The sequence below is a fragment of the Arcticibacter tournemirensis genome (assembly GCF_006716645.1).
Classification (GTDB): Bacteria; Bacteroidota; Bacteroidia; order Sphingobacteriales; family Sphingobacteriaceae; genus Arcticibacter; species Arcticibacter tournemirensis.
In genome coordinates this window covers 1-15,834 of the sequence record NZ_VFPL01000001.1, presented here as the reverse complement: position 1 = coordinate 15,834, position 15,834 = coordinate 1, and the positions used below count along the sequence as shown (strand labels likewise).

Here is a 15,834-nt window from a genome sequence, read left to right as displayed (position 1 = left end):
AGATAACTAAAATTAGTATTTCGTAGCACCAAATAAGTGGTTCATAGCAAAAATGTTAAGATATGTACGCCTGGCATACGAACAGGTAGTCGGTATGTTTCAAACATAGTGGCCCGAAATGGCCCGGTAATGCCAGAGACCATTCAGTTGTGCCTGGAATGCACAGTCAATAGAAAAAAAGAAATAGCCTTGCGGATGCCGAAGACAATTCGAATAGAAGCAAGGTTCAGGTCCCGGACGACTATCCGTATTGTTCGCTATATATTGCGCGTTGTGATATACGACTGAAGTGTATTTCTGTAGGACTCTCCCACCGGAATTTCACGGCCCTGAATAACCAGGCGGTATTTTTGAACCGATTCAATCTTATCGAGCGAGATAATGAAGGATTTATGAACGCGCATAAAGAACTGCTGATTTAGTTTCTCTTCAAGGCTCCGCATGCTGATCCGTGTGGTTACCACATTGTCGTTAATCAGATGTATTCGTACATAATCCCTGAGACCCTCAATGTATATAATGTCCTGCAATCGGACTTTCACAAGGGAATAGCCGGCATTCACAAAAATATGGTCATTCTGTAAAGGAACGCTTTGTTGTGGATGTCTGAGCATAAACAGGTCGTGAGCTTTATTAGCCGCCAGGAGGAAACGGTTAAAGGCAACTGGCTTAACCAGGTAATCTACTACATTCAGACTGAAAGCTTCAAGTGCATGATGTTCAAAAGCCGTTACAAGAATTATCAAAGGTGGGTTTTGAAGCGTCTGTATAAATTCGAGTCCCGTTAGTCCCGGCATTTTGATGTCCAGAAATATAAGATCTATTTTATTCTCCTTTAAAACCTCTAATGCCTCCATTGAATTCCGGCAGGAAAATGACAGTGAGAGAAAGGGAACCTTTTTGACGTTATCTTCCAAAAGTTCAAGTGCCAGCTTTTCGTCATCAACAACCAGACAGTTCATTATGTAAGTTTAATTTGAAGTTCGACATTAAAAAGGTTTCTAGCCCGTTCAATTTTTAAATGATGCTTTTCAGGATACAATAGCGCAAGCCTCCTCTTTACGTTAGCAAGGCCAATTCCAATTTCTCCTTCATCCTTGTTTTCCTGGGGACTAATGTTATTTACAACGTTAAAGAGCAATTCACCTGTTTCATTGTTAACAGAAACAGATATATCAATAAGAGGATCCTTAATCATCGAAATACCGTGTTTAAAAGCATTTTCCACAAAAGGAATAAGAAGCATCGGTTCTATATGATAATGCTCCGCTTGTCCGTTGATATATAAGTTAAGTCTTACCGAATCGCCGTAGCGCAACAGTTGCAGGTCGATATAATTTCTTAGATATTCCAGTTCTGTATTTAGCGAAACCAGTTTGCCATTACTTTCATACAACATATAACGCATCAGGTTCGACATGTTAATAAGTGAAGCTTCGAGCAATGGAGATTGCTTGCGGGCCAGCGAAACCATGCTGTTAAGCACGTTGAACATAAAGTGAGGACTGATCTGCGAACGTAAAAAGGTAAGCTCCGTTTTCAGATTTTCATTTTCATGTTCTTTTAGAGCTCTTTCCCGCTTGGTGGTATCTCTAAGAATACAGTAGCAATAGCTGCAGAGGATGACAAAGAAGAAAGGGGTTATCCGGAAGCCCGGGAATAAAAGGCGTACCTTCATAGGAGGCTCGCCACCGGGGCGTGGAAAATGTTCCGGCCCTGGCAAACTATCCCTGTGCTGAAAGCTGCCTGGGTATGGTAATGCTCTTGCCCTTTCCCTTTCCGCAAGAACAGCCGGTTGGGGGCCCGGAGATATTCGCTGTGAAACGAACATAAAAGCAGCCATGCAAGCAGCCAAAGCAAGTACATACAACCAGATGCCGTTCTTTCTTTTTCTAAGCGGGTAAATTCCGTAGGCATGAAGGTAAAACACAGCTAGCAACAGTAGGTTAGTCAGGAAGATATTCTCCAGAAAATGAGTGCGTACATAGGCGGGCATGGACGCCGAACGCATCAAAAAAGGTAACAACACGAAGCCCAGCCAGAGCAGCAGCGGGATAGCTTCCTGTAGCCAGTTCTGCAACTTGATCTTATTCATCCACGCTAAAATAGATACTAAATGGCTTATTTACGGATAAATAAGATTAAAGGTTCTATTATAACGACTAATCTCCGGATTTCATCTATTTATGCTTTTTATTAAGGTTGTTCTACTGCCAAAGGATCTTGTATTCTCGCCAAAATTCTGATAATGGTCTCGCAAATGCGGTCCTAGATCGCATTTCTTAAAACGTGGATCTGATACTCTATAAATTCGTGGTCAAAAATGAAAGTGATTAGCCGCTTATGAGTTTTTTATGCAAAGACCGGCTGTTTCATTTTGAAAATGTGAAACCTGTTAAGGAAAGGATGGAATTATTGTCGCTTTCCCTGCTAAATAGTAAAAAAGTGTTAATGTTTTGATTCCGATTCTGCTGCTGAGTTAAACTATGTTAAAATTCATTTAAAGCACAAAACGGGACCGCATATTTGACACCAATTCAAAAATTCTTAAGGGAGTAAAAATGGATAATTCGATCAGACGGTGCATGCAATTGTTAAAGTGGTTTGCTGGTTTGTTAACCTTAGTGGTTGTACTTGCATCTTGCGAAAAGAACAGCTCTATTGGAATTGGCGAGGATGAGACATTGTTTGCGAATATCACCGATACTGTTACAATAAGCACAGCAACGATGCTGCTCGATTCTCTTCCGTCCGCTGGGAAAGGAGTGTTGCTGGTAGGAAGGATCAATGACCCTGAGCTCGGCATTATCAGTTCATCCAGTTATTTTCAGATTTCGCCCTCGGGTCTTAACACTTCTTCACTCCCCACCGACGCTGTGTTTGATTCGGTCAGGCTCAGGCTAAATTACTCGGGATATTATTATGGCGACACTCTGCAGAAGCAGGACATATCAGTTTACCAGCTTTCGGAGCGCCTTGTACTGCCCAAAGTGTCCGACTACCTTTCATCGGAGGCGCAGAATGTGTTTTCAAGTTCAGCCACATTTTATAACCGCTCAAAGTTCAGGCATGATCCTGCTCCACTGGCTACTCTCTCCTATTATCCGAAACCGGGTTCCGACAGTTTGATGCTTCGCCTGCCAGATAACATGGGGAAGTCGTTCTTCAACCTGGTAAAAGAGGAGAGTACTCTTCTCTCTAATACCGACCTTTTTCTCGATTATTTTAAGGGAATGGTGCTTAAGCCCGGAACCAGCGTCGGAAACGCTATTGTTGGCTTCAGAGATTCCGTTAGTGTAAAGATCTATTACTCCTATGTAGATGGCGAAGGGAATAAGAAAAAACAGGAGATGGCGTTCAGTCTGTACGATAACAACTACCAGTTCAATCACTTTGATGCCGACAGGAGCGCTACTAAGTTAAAAGATATAGGCTTATCCAATACAGTTGTTTCTTCTGACCTTACATCCGACAAAACCTATATTCAGGCGATGGCGGGTCTGGTTACCCGGATATCAATACCCTATATCCGGTTTTTAAATTCAGGTGGCGATATCGTTATCAATAAAGCAGAGCTACTGGTTGAAACACCCGGGGCTCCTCATTATCTGCCTTTTGAAAGGCCGGCCCAACTGGTGCTTCTGGTTGCCGATAAAAACAATCGGCCCACCCAGATACTGTCGGATCCGCAGACTAGCCAGTCAGCCCTATACTTAACGTACAGCGATTATGTTGAAGGGAAGGCGTCGTATAGTTTTCCTCTGACTGAGTATATTTCAAGCTATTATTCAAAATACAATAATACCTCGCTCCTGCTCACTGTGCCGGTTGCAGACCTGCAAAATACCTTTAATCGCCTGATCGTAGGATCTCAGGCCAATGCCGACGTAAAAATCAAATTAAGAGTTACATATACAAAATTAAAACTATAGGATTATGAATAAACTTTTCACGGGCGCTTTTTTCCTTTGTTTGCTAACCCTCTTTGCAGGATGTAGCAGCAGTGATGATGACGATGATTTAGCGGGTGACTGGATCAGGAAGTCCGACTTTGGAGGTGTTTCAAGGCGGGGAGCTGTTTCTTTTGTTATCGACGATATTGCCTATGTAGGAACGGGATATAATTACGGTGCCAGTTCAACAGATAAAAGACATCTGGCCGATTTTTGGTCTTACGACGCTGCGCGCGATAATTGGGATACAATAGCAACGTTTCCTGGCGCTCCCAGAACAGATGCGGTTGCCTTTTCTGCAGGAGGAAAAGGATATGTTGGTTTAGGTCGTAATTCGCTGACCGATGAGAAATACAAGGATTTCTATGAATATGATCCGGGAACTAACAAATGGACAAAGATAGCTGATTTCCCTGGTGCTGGCGGTCGTTATTATGCTGTGTCTTTTTCCATCAATAACATCGGTTACGTCGGCAGTGGCACCGATGGGAATAATGATCAGCAGGACTTTTATAAATACGATCCATCTAAGTCAACTCCGGGATGGGAGAAAATCTCCAATATAAAAACCAAGAGGGTAATGGCATTTTCTTTCGTAATCGGCAATATCGCTTACGTGGGCGGCGGACAGAATAACGGAGCACTCGTTCCTTCTTTTTATGCCTATGATCCCTCTAAAGACACATGGACGCGCAAAATCTCTCTTTATCCTGACGGGGATGATGAAGAAACGAAGGAGATCAAGGAAAACGACGACTACAATTATAATCTGCAGCGGTATTCGGCAGTAGCATTCTCCATCGGAAATTACGGTTATTTAACTACCGGGATGGGAAGCGGAACGTCCAGCACGAGCTGGAGGTATAACCCCGACAGAGATCTATGGGAAGATGTGGATACCTTTGAGGGAAGTTCAAGATACGGAGCCACGGGATTTGCCATAAACGGAAAAGGATATATCACCACTGGCGGTGGATCGAGTACAAGTGGTACCGACGATCTGTGGATGTTTGATCCCAATGCATCCGACGATGATTAATGCAGCCAAAAGAATCACTGCCTCTGTTTAGATGATTTGACAATAACAAAAAAAGAGGCTGTATCATAAATCATGGTGCAGCCTCTTTTTATTTTTAATATTTCAGGATTTTTACCATTGATTATTTGATTTAATAATCTGATTTTCATATATTTAGTGTATAATCAGATAAAAGATGGCGGTAAAGCAACCTGTTTTCAAGCCCTATAATCAGGCACAAATTCTGGTACTCCCACCAACCCTTGAAGAATTGATCCCTTTATGGCATCCGGTCCGGGTTGTAAATGAGGTCATTAACAAGCTCAATATAGAGCCGCTTTTAAAAGCTTATCACATTAGGGGAAGTTCAAGTTATCACCCTCAAATGCTGCTTAAAGTGGTGGTTTATGGGTACGTTACCAACCTTTATTCCAGCCGTAAACTGGCGGCAGCCTGTAAGGAAAGTATTTACTTCATGTGGTTAAGTTCGATGAGCTATCCCGATCATAATACGATCAACCGTTTCCGGGGTGTGCGCTTGAAACATGCCCTGCGCAGTGTGTTTGAAGAGGTGGTAAAGCTGTTGTCGGAAGAAGGGCTGCTGAGCATAGAGGAGATTAATACGGATGGAACGAAGATCGAAGCCAATGCCAACAAGTACACCTTCGTTTGGAAGAAGTCGATTCAGACCAATAAAGAGAAGATGAAAAAGCAACTGACTGAGATATGGCAGTATGCACAACAGGTAGCCTCGGAAGAAGACAAGATGCCTGAGCCGCCTGATTTTACGGAAATTAACAGCGAAAAAGTAAAAGCTGCCGTAGATCAGCTTAACGAAAAGCTGGCCGCAAAAGATAATGCAGATAAAAAGGTGAAGGCTAAACTGAAGTATATTACTAAACATTACCCGCAGAATATAGAAAAATATGAGCATCAGGAAGAGATCCTGGGCCAAAGGAACAGCTTTAGTAAAACCGATACGGATGCTACTTTCATGCGGATGAAAGAAGACCACATGAAAAATGGTCAGTTAAAACCCGCCTATAATGTTCAGATATCTACCTCCAACCAGTTCATTGTCAATTATACCATTCATTCCAATACAACAGACACCAATACGCTGAATGCTCATTTAACGCAGCATGAAGCCAGCTTTGGCAAAGCACCTGAAAAGCTCACCGCGGATGCCGGGTACGGATCTGAAGAAAACTACACGCTGCTGGAACAAAAGCAAACCATTGCCTTTGTAAAGTATGGGATGTTCGATAAAGAGCAAAATGAAAACTACAATAACAAACAGCCTTTTGCAGCAAGCAAGCTTTTCTATAACCAGGAGAAAGATTGTTACATCTGTCCGATGGGCCGGCAGATGAATTTCATCGGGACAAGTAGAAAACGAACAAGCACCGGTTTTGAGCAAACAGTAAAAAGATACCAGGCGGGCAATTGCGCTAACTGTCCGCTCAACGGTGCTTGTCATAAATCAAGCGCCAACAGGATCATTGAGGTCAATGTAAATCTGAACCGGCTTAAGCAAAAGGCACATGAACTGTTAAACAGTGAAGAAGGCCTACAGCGGCGAAAGAAACGATGCTTTGATGTGGAACCAACTTTCGGAAACATTAAACAGAACCATGGTTTCAAAAGGTTCATGCTTCGGGGTAAGGAAAAAGTGGAGATCGAATGGGGTTTGATTGCAATTGCACAAAACTTAAGGAAAAAAGCAGGGTGAAAAGCTGCTTTTTGACTGGTTTTCGACCCCGAAAAGCAAATTATCCACAGCTTGCCCAAATTCATCTTGCACTACCTTAATAGGCAACAAATACAGAGGCCGCATCATTTGAATTATGATACGGCCTCTTTTTTTGTTCAGCGCTTGCGCTCCTGAATTAATACTTGCCTTTAGGCAAGCGAAACAAGATCCTCGTTCGCTATTTCTTCGTAAAGGCCATAATAGTTTTCATAGTCAAGCGTGTTCTCATATTCCAGAACCGGCTTTTCACTATTCTTTACAAAACTTACTACCTCTTCACTGATTTCCGGACCTCCGTAAACTACGGCGTCGGAATAAGCAATAGCGCCGATGTGCAAAGAATCACAGTCACCGTCTTTAAACATGTCTGTATGCTTTGCACTCATGCCATTCATAATTGCTTTCCTTGAAAAGTCGCTGTCGAACTTTTCTGTAAAGCAGTTATTGTAAACCGAATAAACAACCTTCGCGTTTTTAAAAGTCGGGTCGTCCTTATAAGTGGTTTTTAAATAGACAGGTACCAGGGCTGTCATCCAGCCGTGACAATGAACTACATCGGGCGACCAGCCTAACTTCTTAACAGTTTCAAGTGCCCCTTTGCAGAAGAAAATTGTGCGCTCATCATTGTCTTCAAAAAACTTGTTTGAGTTGTCTCTGAAAACCTGCTTTCGCTGAAAATATTCTTCATTGTCAAGAAAATATACCTGCATACGAGCTGAAGGTATTGATGCGACTTTAATAATCAGCGGGTTATCATTATCATCTATGATGATATTCATTCCTGAAAGGCGGATGACCTCGTGAAGGCGGTTGCGGCGCTCATTAATGTTGCCGAAACGCGGCATCAGAATCCGGATTTCGAATCCTTTGTCCTGCATTGCCTGGGGCAGTTGCCTGGTAATTTCAGAAATTTTTGTTAACTCGAGGAAAGGCGACATCTCGTGGGTAATAAACAGTAACTTCGTTTTTGCCATCTCCAAATGTTAAATGTTTAAGAATAGAATTTGGGACTGCAAATATACTCATTATATTATGATATATCAACGATTTACGCAAGAGTCTTGCATATTTTTTTTGTAATCAGCACCTTTGCCGGCTGAAACATAAAGCAAAAAGGCACTAACACGAAGTGTTTTTATTGCTTAATTTGCAGTAGCAGACAGATCTGTTTTCCGGAACTGCTTGCTGAACGGAAATATCATAAAAACAGTGGTAGGCACAGAGCTGATTGCTAATTGCCCACGGCTGATAGCTTTTATTAATTTGAAAATATTTACATCAAAGTCAGCATTGTCAAAATTCCTTAATGAGTTGAGGGAGCAGAAAAAAAGTATAGGTTTCGTTCCAACTATGGGAGCCTTACACGAGGGGCATTTATCATTAATAGATATTGCACGACGACAGTCTGATGTAATTGTTTGCAGCATTTTTGTAAACCCTACCCAGTTTAATGATCCTGCCGATCTTGAGAAGTACCCTAGACCTGTAGACGCAGATATTGAAAAGCTAAGAGGTGCCGATGTAGATATTTTATTTCTGCCTTCAGTCGAAGAGATGTACGAACCCGGAGAAAGCTGGCATCTCGATCTGGGATATCTGGAAAATGTACTTGAGGGAAAAATCAGGCCCGGCCACTATCAGGGAGTAACGCAGGTTGTGAAGAAGTTTTTTGACATTGTAAAACCAGATGTCGCGTTTTTTGGTCAGAAAGATTTTCAGCAGGTTCTGATTCTCCGGAGCATGGTTAAAATGCTGAACATCCCGGTTAAACTAGTGATGTGTCCGATAAAACGGGAAGAGGATGGCCTGGCACTCAGTTCGCGCAATATCCACCTTTCCTCCAGCGAAAGGCATAATGCCCTCGCTCTGTCGGCATCGCTGAATAGTGCAAAGGATCACTTTAGTGTGAAGAGCCTTGATGAACTTAAATCAGATGCTATCGCGTTTTTATCAGCAAGCGAAGGAGTGGAACTCGACTACTTTGAAATTTACGACGCAGAAACCCTGCAACCCGCAACATCGAAAGATGTGGGCAGTATCGTTGCTCTTGTAGCCGCAAAAGTAGGTGAAACCCGTCTTATTGACAACATCTTGCTGAAGTAGCAGTCGGCTTATTGTGTTATGAATTATGGGTTATAAATTATGGACTTGTCCAGTAAACTGATCGCCGAAAGCTAACTGCCTCCCACAACTCACAACCCGCAACTTACAACCCGTATCTCTTGATACTTGATACTAAATACCTGATACTAATAATATTACCTCCCGCTTACAACTTGAAGCATATAACTTGTAACACTTTTAGTAATTTTGCCTTATGATTATTCAGGTTTTGAAGTCGAAGATACATCGGGTGAAGGTAACGCAGGCTGAATTGAATTATGTGGGAAGTATCACTATAGACGAAGACTTAATAGACGCCGCGAACATCATTCCCAATGAAAAAGTTCAGGTTGTAAACAACAATAACGGAGCCCGTTTTGAAACATACGTGATTAAAGGCGAAAGAGGCTCAGGCATAGTTTGCCTTAATGGTTCATGTGCGAGGCTGGCGCAGGTTGGCGATATCGTGATCATTATGTCTTATGGTTCCCTTCCAATGGACGAAGCAAGGAAGTATCAGCCAATTCTCGTTTTTCCAGATGATAACAATCATCTGATCAGGTAGACGTTGTACATTAACCTCTATATTGCTCCGGATTTTATATATGTTTGTGTAGATTGCACTCATTAAACAGGAGAGCCGCTAATGGATAAATTAGATGTTGTGAATAGCAAGGTAAGAAGTCTTGATCAGCTTCTGCCCATGGTGAACATCTGGAAGTTTCAGGGTAACAAGATTGTTTTTACAAATGGTTGTTTCGATCTGCTGCATCTGGGCCATATAGATTATCTTGCGAAAGCAGCCAGCATGGGAAATAAACTCATTATTGGCGTAAATACGGATCAGTCCGTATCCGAGTTGAAAGGGGCGGCACGGCCTATTACCGATCAGCATTCCAGAACTTTAATCCTTGCCTCACTTTTCTTTGTAGATGCAGTAGTATTGTTCGGAGAAGCTACTCCTCTGAATCTGATAACGGCCATTAAGCCAGACATCCTGGTAAAGGGTGCTGACTATACCATCGACACGATTGTAGGCGCTGATGTGGTAATGCAAAACGGCGGAGAAGTAAAAACTATTACATATATAGACGGTTATTCTACTACAGCGATCGAACGAAAAATACGCGAAGCAAAGTAATATTTATTTTTGCTGATGGCTGCTAGATTACACTATTCATGAAATTCACTGTGGATTAGACATTAAGAACATGCCTCATCAAATAAAACGTAAAGCAAATCATTTAAAAATCTACTCTTTTCTAATTGCTCTTTTGTGGTCGGCAACGCTTTTTTTCAGTTGCGGTAAATCATCAGAAGGTTTGGAAAATGGCACCTGGAGAGCTACCCTGAAGACTGAATCGGGAACCGAGATTCCTTTTAATTTTATTGTGAGCGATACCAGCGGCCGAAAGGTAATTTATATAACAAATGCCGGCGAGCGGTTCAGGGTAGACGATATCAGTGTAAGCAATGATTCTGTTACGATTAAGCTACCCTTGTTCGACTCAGAAATAAAAGCTGAGTTTAGCTCTTCGGGCCTGAACGGGAAGTGGATCAGGCATCTGCCTGGTAAAGAGGTAGCAATGGAGTTTGCTGCAGAACATGGTGTTACAAGCAGGTTCCTTGTTTCAGGTGACGGATCAGGGCAGAATGTTACCGGAAGATGGTCGTCCACATTTGTAAGTTCCGACGGAAAGGATACCACTATTGCTGTCGGTGAGTTTACTCAGGATTCTACAAAAGTTACAGGCACTTTTTTAACCACTACAGGCGACTACCGCTATCTGGAAGGGGCACTTTCGGGCGATAAGCTTTTCCTGTCTACGTTTGACGGATCACATGCATTCCTGTTCACCGGAAGGGTTAAAGGTAATACGATTATAGACGGGAAGTTCTATGCGGGTCTTTCATCAGTAGATAACTGGACTGCAAAAAAAGACCCTAACGCGATGCTTCCCGATGCTTACTCGCTGACGAGGCTTAAGCCGGGCTATTCAACAATAGATTTTAATTTCCCCGACCTGAATGGCAATAACGTTTCTCTCTCCAGTTCCCGGTTTAAAAACAAGGTAGTTATAGTTCAGTTCCTGGGTTCATGGTGCCCTAATTGCATGGATGAATCCGGATACCTCGCCCCCTTTTATAAAAAGAATAAAAGCAAAGGAGTGGAAGTAGTTGGACTGGCTTATGAAAGAACTACAGATACCGAACGCTCAAAAAAGAGTCTTCAGCAGCTGAGAGACCGGCTTGATATAACCTATCCGATTCTTCTCACCGGGTATACCAACAAAGAAGCTTTGAAAAGTATGCCGGCCCTGAATGAGTTTAAAGCCTTCCCCACCACGATTGTTATCGACAAGAGGGGGAAAGTCAGAAGTATTCACACCGGCTTCAGTGGCCCGGGTACCGGTAAACACTACACTGATTTTGTTATGGAATTCGAAAAACAGATAAACGATTTGCTTCGGGAGTCCTGATATATACCGGTAAAAGACAAGCTTTTTAATGAAAATACAGAATTATTGGTGCTGCATAGCACTGTGCATATTTTTTTCAATATCGTGTTCAACCACACAGAAGGTGGTGATGGATCCCGTTACTGTAAGTGCCAATGCTCCGGGCGCGAATATATATAGAGGCAGCTACCCCAGATTAACCGATATTATCCACACGAAGCTCGACCTTAAGTTCGACTGGGACAGTGCCTATGTTAAAGGTAAGGCTTTTATACAGGCGAAGCCATGGTTTTACTCCTCCGATTCGGTAATATTAAATGCCAAAGGATTTAAAGTAGAGCAGGTAGCATTGCTTCTCAAGGACGAAAGTCTCAAGCCCCTGAAGTATACTTATGATCGCAAGAAGCTCAGGATATCTCTTGATAAAGTGTATACCCGGGATGAAAAGTACACGCTGTATATCCAGTATGTAGCCATGCCCGATAAACTAAAGGTGGGCGAAGACATTAACTCATCGGGCGACCGCGGGTTTTACTTTATTAACCCCCGGGGGAAGGAAACCGATAAACCGAGGCAGTTCTGGACGCAGGGAGAAACAGAGTCGAACTCAGCCTGGTTTCCTACAATCGATTGGCCGCAACGAGAAGATGACCCAGGAAATCAGTCTCACTGTTCCGACAGCATGGTCACTCTTTCAAACGGTATACTGGATTTCTCCTCAGACAATGGAGACGGTACACGCACCGACACATGGCGCCAGGAGCAAACCGCCATTCTACATACCTGACCATGGTTGCCGCAGGCAAATTCGACATTGTGAAGGACAGCTGGAAGGGTAAAGAAGTAAGCTATTACATGGAGCCAGCTTTCGCCAAAAACGCGAGGCTCATCTTTGGTAAAACTCCCGGGATGATAGAGTTCTTCTCAAATAAAACGGGCGTACCTTACCCATGGGAAAAATATTCCCAAATCGTTGTGCGCGACTTTCAGGGCGGCGCGATGGAAAATACTACAGCAACCGTTCTGTTTGAAAGGATGAATATGACGAAAGAACAGTATCTGGACGAGAGTTATGAAGATATCATCTCACACGAGCTGTTTCACCACTGGTTCGGCGACCTGGTAACTGCCGAATCATGGGCGAACCTTCCGCTTAATGAATCGTTTGCCACATACGGTGAGTATCTCTGGAATGAACATAAGTATGGGAGGGACCATGCCGACCAGTATGGCTGGAAGGATTTGCAAACTTACCTTACTTCTACACAGGGGAAAGATGCCGATGTGATCCGTTTTAATTACGCCGATCGCGATCAGATGTTTGATGCAGTGAGCTATCAGAAGGGTGGGCGCATTCTTCACATGTTACGTAAAACAGTGGGCGATGAAGCCTTTTTTAAATCCCTTCACCTCTATTTGACAAGGAACGCCTATAAGACTGCCGAAATAGATGATTTGAGGATGGCCTTTGAGGAAGTGACAGGCGAGGATCTTAACTGGTTTTTCAACCAATGGTTCCTGGCGTCCGGGCATCCAGTGTTGAAGATCGATACCCGGTACGATGCAGCAGCAAAGAAGGTAATCGTAAGCGTAGTTCAGCAGCAGGACCTTAGTAAAGTTCCATTATATCGCTTGCCTATGGCCATAGATATTTATGTATCCGGTAATACTGAGCGTAAGGAAGTTGTGGCAGACAAACAATCTCAGAATTTTAGCTTTGACGTACCAGCCGAACCAGAGCTGGTGAATGTAGATGCCGAAAAATATCTGCTTGCCACTAAGAAGGAAGCAAAGACTTTATCGCAGAATATTTTCCAGTATACCCATGCTCCCCTTTTTATGGACAGGTTGGAAGCTTTGCAGGCGCTTGAAAAAATGCCTGCCGAAAAAGCAGCCAGAGAAACTATGATAAAAGCACTGGACGATAAAAACTGGGAACTGCGGTTACGGGCTGTTAACTTTATCCCGAAATTAAACGACGAAGAAAAGGCCGGACTTTACGATAAAGTAAAAAGTATGGCAGTGAATGACGGGCGTTCATATGTTCGGGCGGGAGCTGTAGCTATATTAAAGAAAGTTTTTCAGAGCAGAGACAACAGGGCAGTGTTAGAAAAAGTACAAAGCGATAAAGCTCCAAGCGTGCAGAATGCATTGGCGGAAAAATAAAGTACTTATCTGTATAGACAGCGATCGAAATAATTGTTACTTCAACGCGCCAAACACCATTTTTATTAAAGACAGGACAGCAGCAAATATCAGGGCTGAAAGAAATCCCGATGTATTAAACCCTTTCATAAAGCTGTCGACCAGAAGCACCATCAACACAGAAATAATGAAAGACATTAGGCCTAAAGAAAGGATATTTATTGGCAGGGTGAAAAGCCGTAACAGGGTTCCGATAGTCGCATTGACCAAAGCGATAAGAAGGCCTGCAATAATAGCATTCAGAAAACCGTCAACATAAACACCTGGTACAAGAAAAGCAGCAACCGACACGGCTATGCCCGTTAAAAGTATTTCTATAATAATTCGCATAACACAAAGTTAAAAATATTATTCCTCCCTTCGCTGTTATTCAAGGATTATCGATCCAAGGTACTGACTGGTAGAAACGTCATTATTTGAAAAAGATTTAAACGCAATATAAACATAAGCAGTCTTGCCGATAAACTCCCTGGGGATTTTATATAAGTACGTACCCTTATCCCTGGTTGCCTGTCCAACTGTAAACGTAACATTTTCTGATTCAGGAGCCAACGCGAATACCAAAATGTCATTACAATGGCTTTTGCCCCGGTCGGCAACAATTTTATCCCAATTGATTTGAAGAATACCCGGCTCAGGTAACGACACCTTTGGATTGGTTACCCCGGCTAAACGTCCGCAGCTGATAAGGGCCGCAGGGTAATCAATTTCAAAATCAGGATACTCCCCTTTAACGGCATTTCTCATGGTGTAAGATTGGGCTGCCATTCTTCCTGTCATTTTGGGCGAATAGGTGTCAAAAGTTACTTTAATGAGGTCATTGATGCTTTCGAGCCAGTCATGAACGAACGCAAATTTAGCCCTGTTGGCAATCTGTGCCTGAGACGGTTCACTTTTTGTTTTGTTGGGAAGGCGTCTCATATAATCAATATCCCTCCAGGTGCAGAAAACGGAGGTGTCGAGCTTTCCATGTAATCTGAAAGAGCCCTTTCTGTCTAAACGAGCCATTGGCGAATTAAGTTTTAGTATAATAAAGTTAAGGACCGTTTCTGAAATAGACAGCTCATTTTTCGTATTTAGAAAGGTTCTTAATCGCGCTTTATTCGCTTACCGAGCGAACGATGTGCGAATAAAGTGCGCGAAAGGTGCGATAGAGGTGCGCGCTATTTTAAACGCGGGCCTTGTCTGTCCTATACTGGAATAAGTTTACAATAAGAAATGTTGTTACTACTCTGTGTTTACAGCAAAAGTTATTATAACTGTGTTGGGTTTACAATGTTAAGTTTTCTTTCTGTTATTTGTTTACATAACTTTAATTTAAGGTGATTTGATTTGTTTTTTCTTGATTATGGGTATGTTCCGGAGTCTGGTAGCTGCAACTTGCATGTAACCTCAGGTTGTTATAATTAAAGATGGCCTTATCCACTGCTGCGTTTGCCTGGCTATGAGATTTGAAGGTTTTATAAAGATCAAATTCTGTTTTAAGTATTCCGTTAATACGCTCTGCGATGGCATTGTCATAGGGGCTGCCGGTTTGTGTCATGCTGATCTGGATATCCCTTTGCCTGAGTTTGGACACATAATCATCACAACAATACTGCGTGCCCCTGTCCGAGTGATGTATTAATGTGTTTTCAGGATATATCCTTGCAGCTAGTGCCTGATCGAGTGCTTTTATACATCCTTCAGCTTTGAGGTTTACTGACAGAAAGTACCCTGTTATTTTTCTTGAGTACGCATCTGTTACTAAAGACAGGTAGTTGAATCCGGACATGGTGGTAATGTAAGTAATGTCACTCACCCATATTTCTTCAGCGTGCTGTGGATGCCTTCGTTGCACCAGATCAGGATGAATTCTATACCTGTGATAGGAATTGGTAGTACACACATGCCTTTTGCTGGATTTGACAAGCATCCCATTCTCTCTAACCAGGTCAAATACAGCATCTCTGCCCATTGCTATCCCTAAGTCCTGCAAAAAACCATTATTGAGCTCTTTGTAAAGTTTGATACAGCCGGTTTTAGGCAGTTCCTTTCTAATCTCTTTAATTTTCTGCAATACAATATGCTCCTGAAAAATCTGAAGTTCTGATCTTTTTAAATAGTTATACCAGGCCTGCCTGGTATAACCAAATGCCGCGCAAAGATTGGCTAAGCTATAATGTTTGCGTGTTCCCCGCAGTTCGGCCATCACCTGGTAACAGCTTTTTTTTTAAGATCTGTCCGGTATTCTTCGTTGGCCATAGCAATGACTTTTTTCAAGGGCTGCGATCTTCATCTCTGCAAGGGATAGCTTCTTTTCAAGCGCAGCCAGTTCCTTTGAAGTAAACGAAGCTTCCTGTG

At 42.6% G+C, this 15,834-nt stretch carries 15 protein-coding genes; 9 read left to right on the top strand and 6 right to left on the bottom strand.

Annotated features, from left to right (window positions below):
• Positions 1-257: 257 nt before the first annotated feature.
• The gene (locus BDE36_RS00070; RefSeq protein WP_141813272.1) at positions 258-962 is read right to left on the bottom strand and encodes a LytR/AlgR family response regulator transcription factor; all 705 of its coding nucleotides are present in this window, start codon (positions 960-962) and stop codon (positions 258-260) included.
• Positions 962-2,095 (bottom strand): sensor histidine kinase, encoded by a 1,134-nt coding sequence (locus tag BDE36_RS00065; protein WP_141813271.1) that lies wholly within the window; start codon positions 2,093-2,095, stop codon positions 962-964. Before BDE36_RS00065 ends, BDE36_RS00070 begins: the two co-directional genes overlap by 1 nt.
• Before the next feature lie 466 nt (positions 2,096-2,561).
• Here BDE36_RS00065 and BDE36_RS00060 point away from each other — a divergent pair, with 466 nt between their 5' ends.
• The 3 genes from BDE36_RS00060 to BDE36_RS00050 all read left to right on the top strand — a co-directional run bounded on the left by BDE36_RS00060 (position 2,562) and on the right by BDE36_RS00050 (position 6,703).
• Entirely contained in the window at positions 2,562-3,932 is a 1,371-nt protein-coding gene (locus tag BDE36_RS00060) for a DUF4270 family protein (protein ID WP_128769871.1), read from the top strand.
• 4 nt (positions 3,933-3,936) lie between these two features.
• The gene (locus BDE36_RS00055) at positions 3,937-4,992 is read left to right on the top strand and encodes a Kelch repeat-containing protein (protein WP_141813270.1); all 1,056 of its coding nucleotides are present in this window, start codon (positions 3,937-3,939) and stop codon (positions 4,990-4,992) included.
• Between the two features lie 175 nt (positions 4,993-5,167).
• A complete protein-coding gene (locus tag BDE36_RS00050) occupies positions 5,168-6,703 on the top strand; it encodes an IS1182 family transposase (protein WP_141813269.1) in 1,536 nt (511 codons plus the stop codon).
• A gap of 170 nt (positions 6,704-6,873) precedes the next feature.
• On the opposite strand, the gene BDE36_RS00045 is transcribed toward BDE36_RS00050, so the two are convergent.
• On the bottom strand, positions 6,874-7,698 hold the full coding sequence (locus BDE36_RS00045; RefSeq protein ID WP_128769873.1) for a glycogen/starch synthase: 825 nt from the start codon (positions 7,696-7,698) through the stop codon (positions 6,874-6,876).
• A gap of 289 nt (positions 7,699-7,987) precedes the next feature.
• Between BDE36_RS00045 and panC the strand changes: the two genes are divergently transcribed.
• From panC to BDE36_RS00020, 6 genes are all read left to right on the top strand, one after another.
• Positions 7,988-8,827: a pantoate--beta-alanine ligase gene (gene panC, locus BDE36_RS00040; protein ID WP_141813268.1), complete on the top strand. Its 840-nt coding sequence runs from the start codon at positions 7,988-7,990 to the stop codon at positions 8,825-8,827.
• Between the two features lie 214 nt (positions 8,828-9,041).
• Positions 9,042-9,392 (top strand): aspartate 1-decarboxylase, encoded by a 351-nt coding sequence (gene panD / locus BDE36_RS00035; RefSeq protein ID WP_128769875.1) that lies wholly within the window; start codon positions 9,042-9,044, stop codon positions 9,390-9,392.
• An 81-nt stretch (positions 9,393-9,473) separates the two neighbouring features.
• Complete coding sequence (gene rfaE2, locus BDE36_RS00030) at positions 9,474-9,968, top strand: D-glycero-beta-D-manno-heptose 1-phosphate adenylyltransferase (protein WP_141813267.1); 495 nt, start codon at positions 9,474-9,476, stop codon at positions 9,966-9,968.
• A 70-nt stretch (positions 9,969-10,038) separates the two neighbouring features.
• Complete coding sequence (locus BDE36_RS00025; RefSeq protein ID WP_141813266.1) at positions 10,039-11,307, top strand: peroxiredoxin family protein; 1,269 nt, start codon at positions 10,039-10,041, stop codon at positions 11,305-11,307.
• A 28-nt stretch (positions 11,308-11,335) separates the two neighbouring features.
• Positions 11,336-12,073 (top strand): M1 aminopeptidase family protein, encoded by a 738-nt coding sequence (locus BDE36_RS24055; protein WP_244939600.1) that lies wholly within the window; start codon positions 11,336-11,338, stop codon positions 12,071-12,073.
• Positions 12,037-13,452, top strand: a complete 1,416-nt coding sequence (locus BDE36_RS00020; RefSeq protein WP_244939599.1) for a M1 family aminopeptidase — start codon at positions 12,037-12,039, stop codon at positions 13,450-13,452. Before BDE36_RS24055 ends, BDE36_RS00020 begins: the two co-directional genes overlap by 37 nt.
• 36 nt (positions 13,453-13,488) lie before the next feature.
• On the opposite strand, the gene BDE36_RS00015 is transcribed toward BDE36_RS00020, so the two are convergent.
• From BDE36_RS00015 to BDE36_RS00005, 3 genes are all read right to left on the bottom strand, one after another.
• Positions 13,489-13,821 (bottom strand): phage holin family protein, encoded by a 333-nt coding sequence (locus BDE36_RS00015; protein ID WP_141813265.1) that lies wholly within the window; start codon positions 13,819-13,821, stop codon positions 13,489-13,491.
• Between the two features lie 36 nt (positions 13,822-13,857).
• Positions 13,858-14,499 carry a DUF6266 family protein gene (locus BDE36_RS00010; protein ID WP_141813264.1) on the bottom strand — a complete coding sequence of 214 codons (642 nt, stop codon included), beginning with the start codon at positions 14,497-14,499 and terminating at the stop codon, positions 13,858-13,860.
• Positions 14,500-14,803: 304 nt separating this feature from the next.
• Positions 14,804-15,682, bottom strand: a complete 879-nt coding sequence (locus BDE36_RS00005) for an IS3 family transposase (protein ID WP_141813263.1) — start codon at positions 15,680-15,682, stop codon at positions 14,804-14,806.
• Positions 15,683-15,834: the final 152 nt, after the last annotated feature.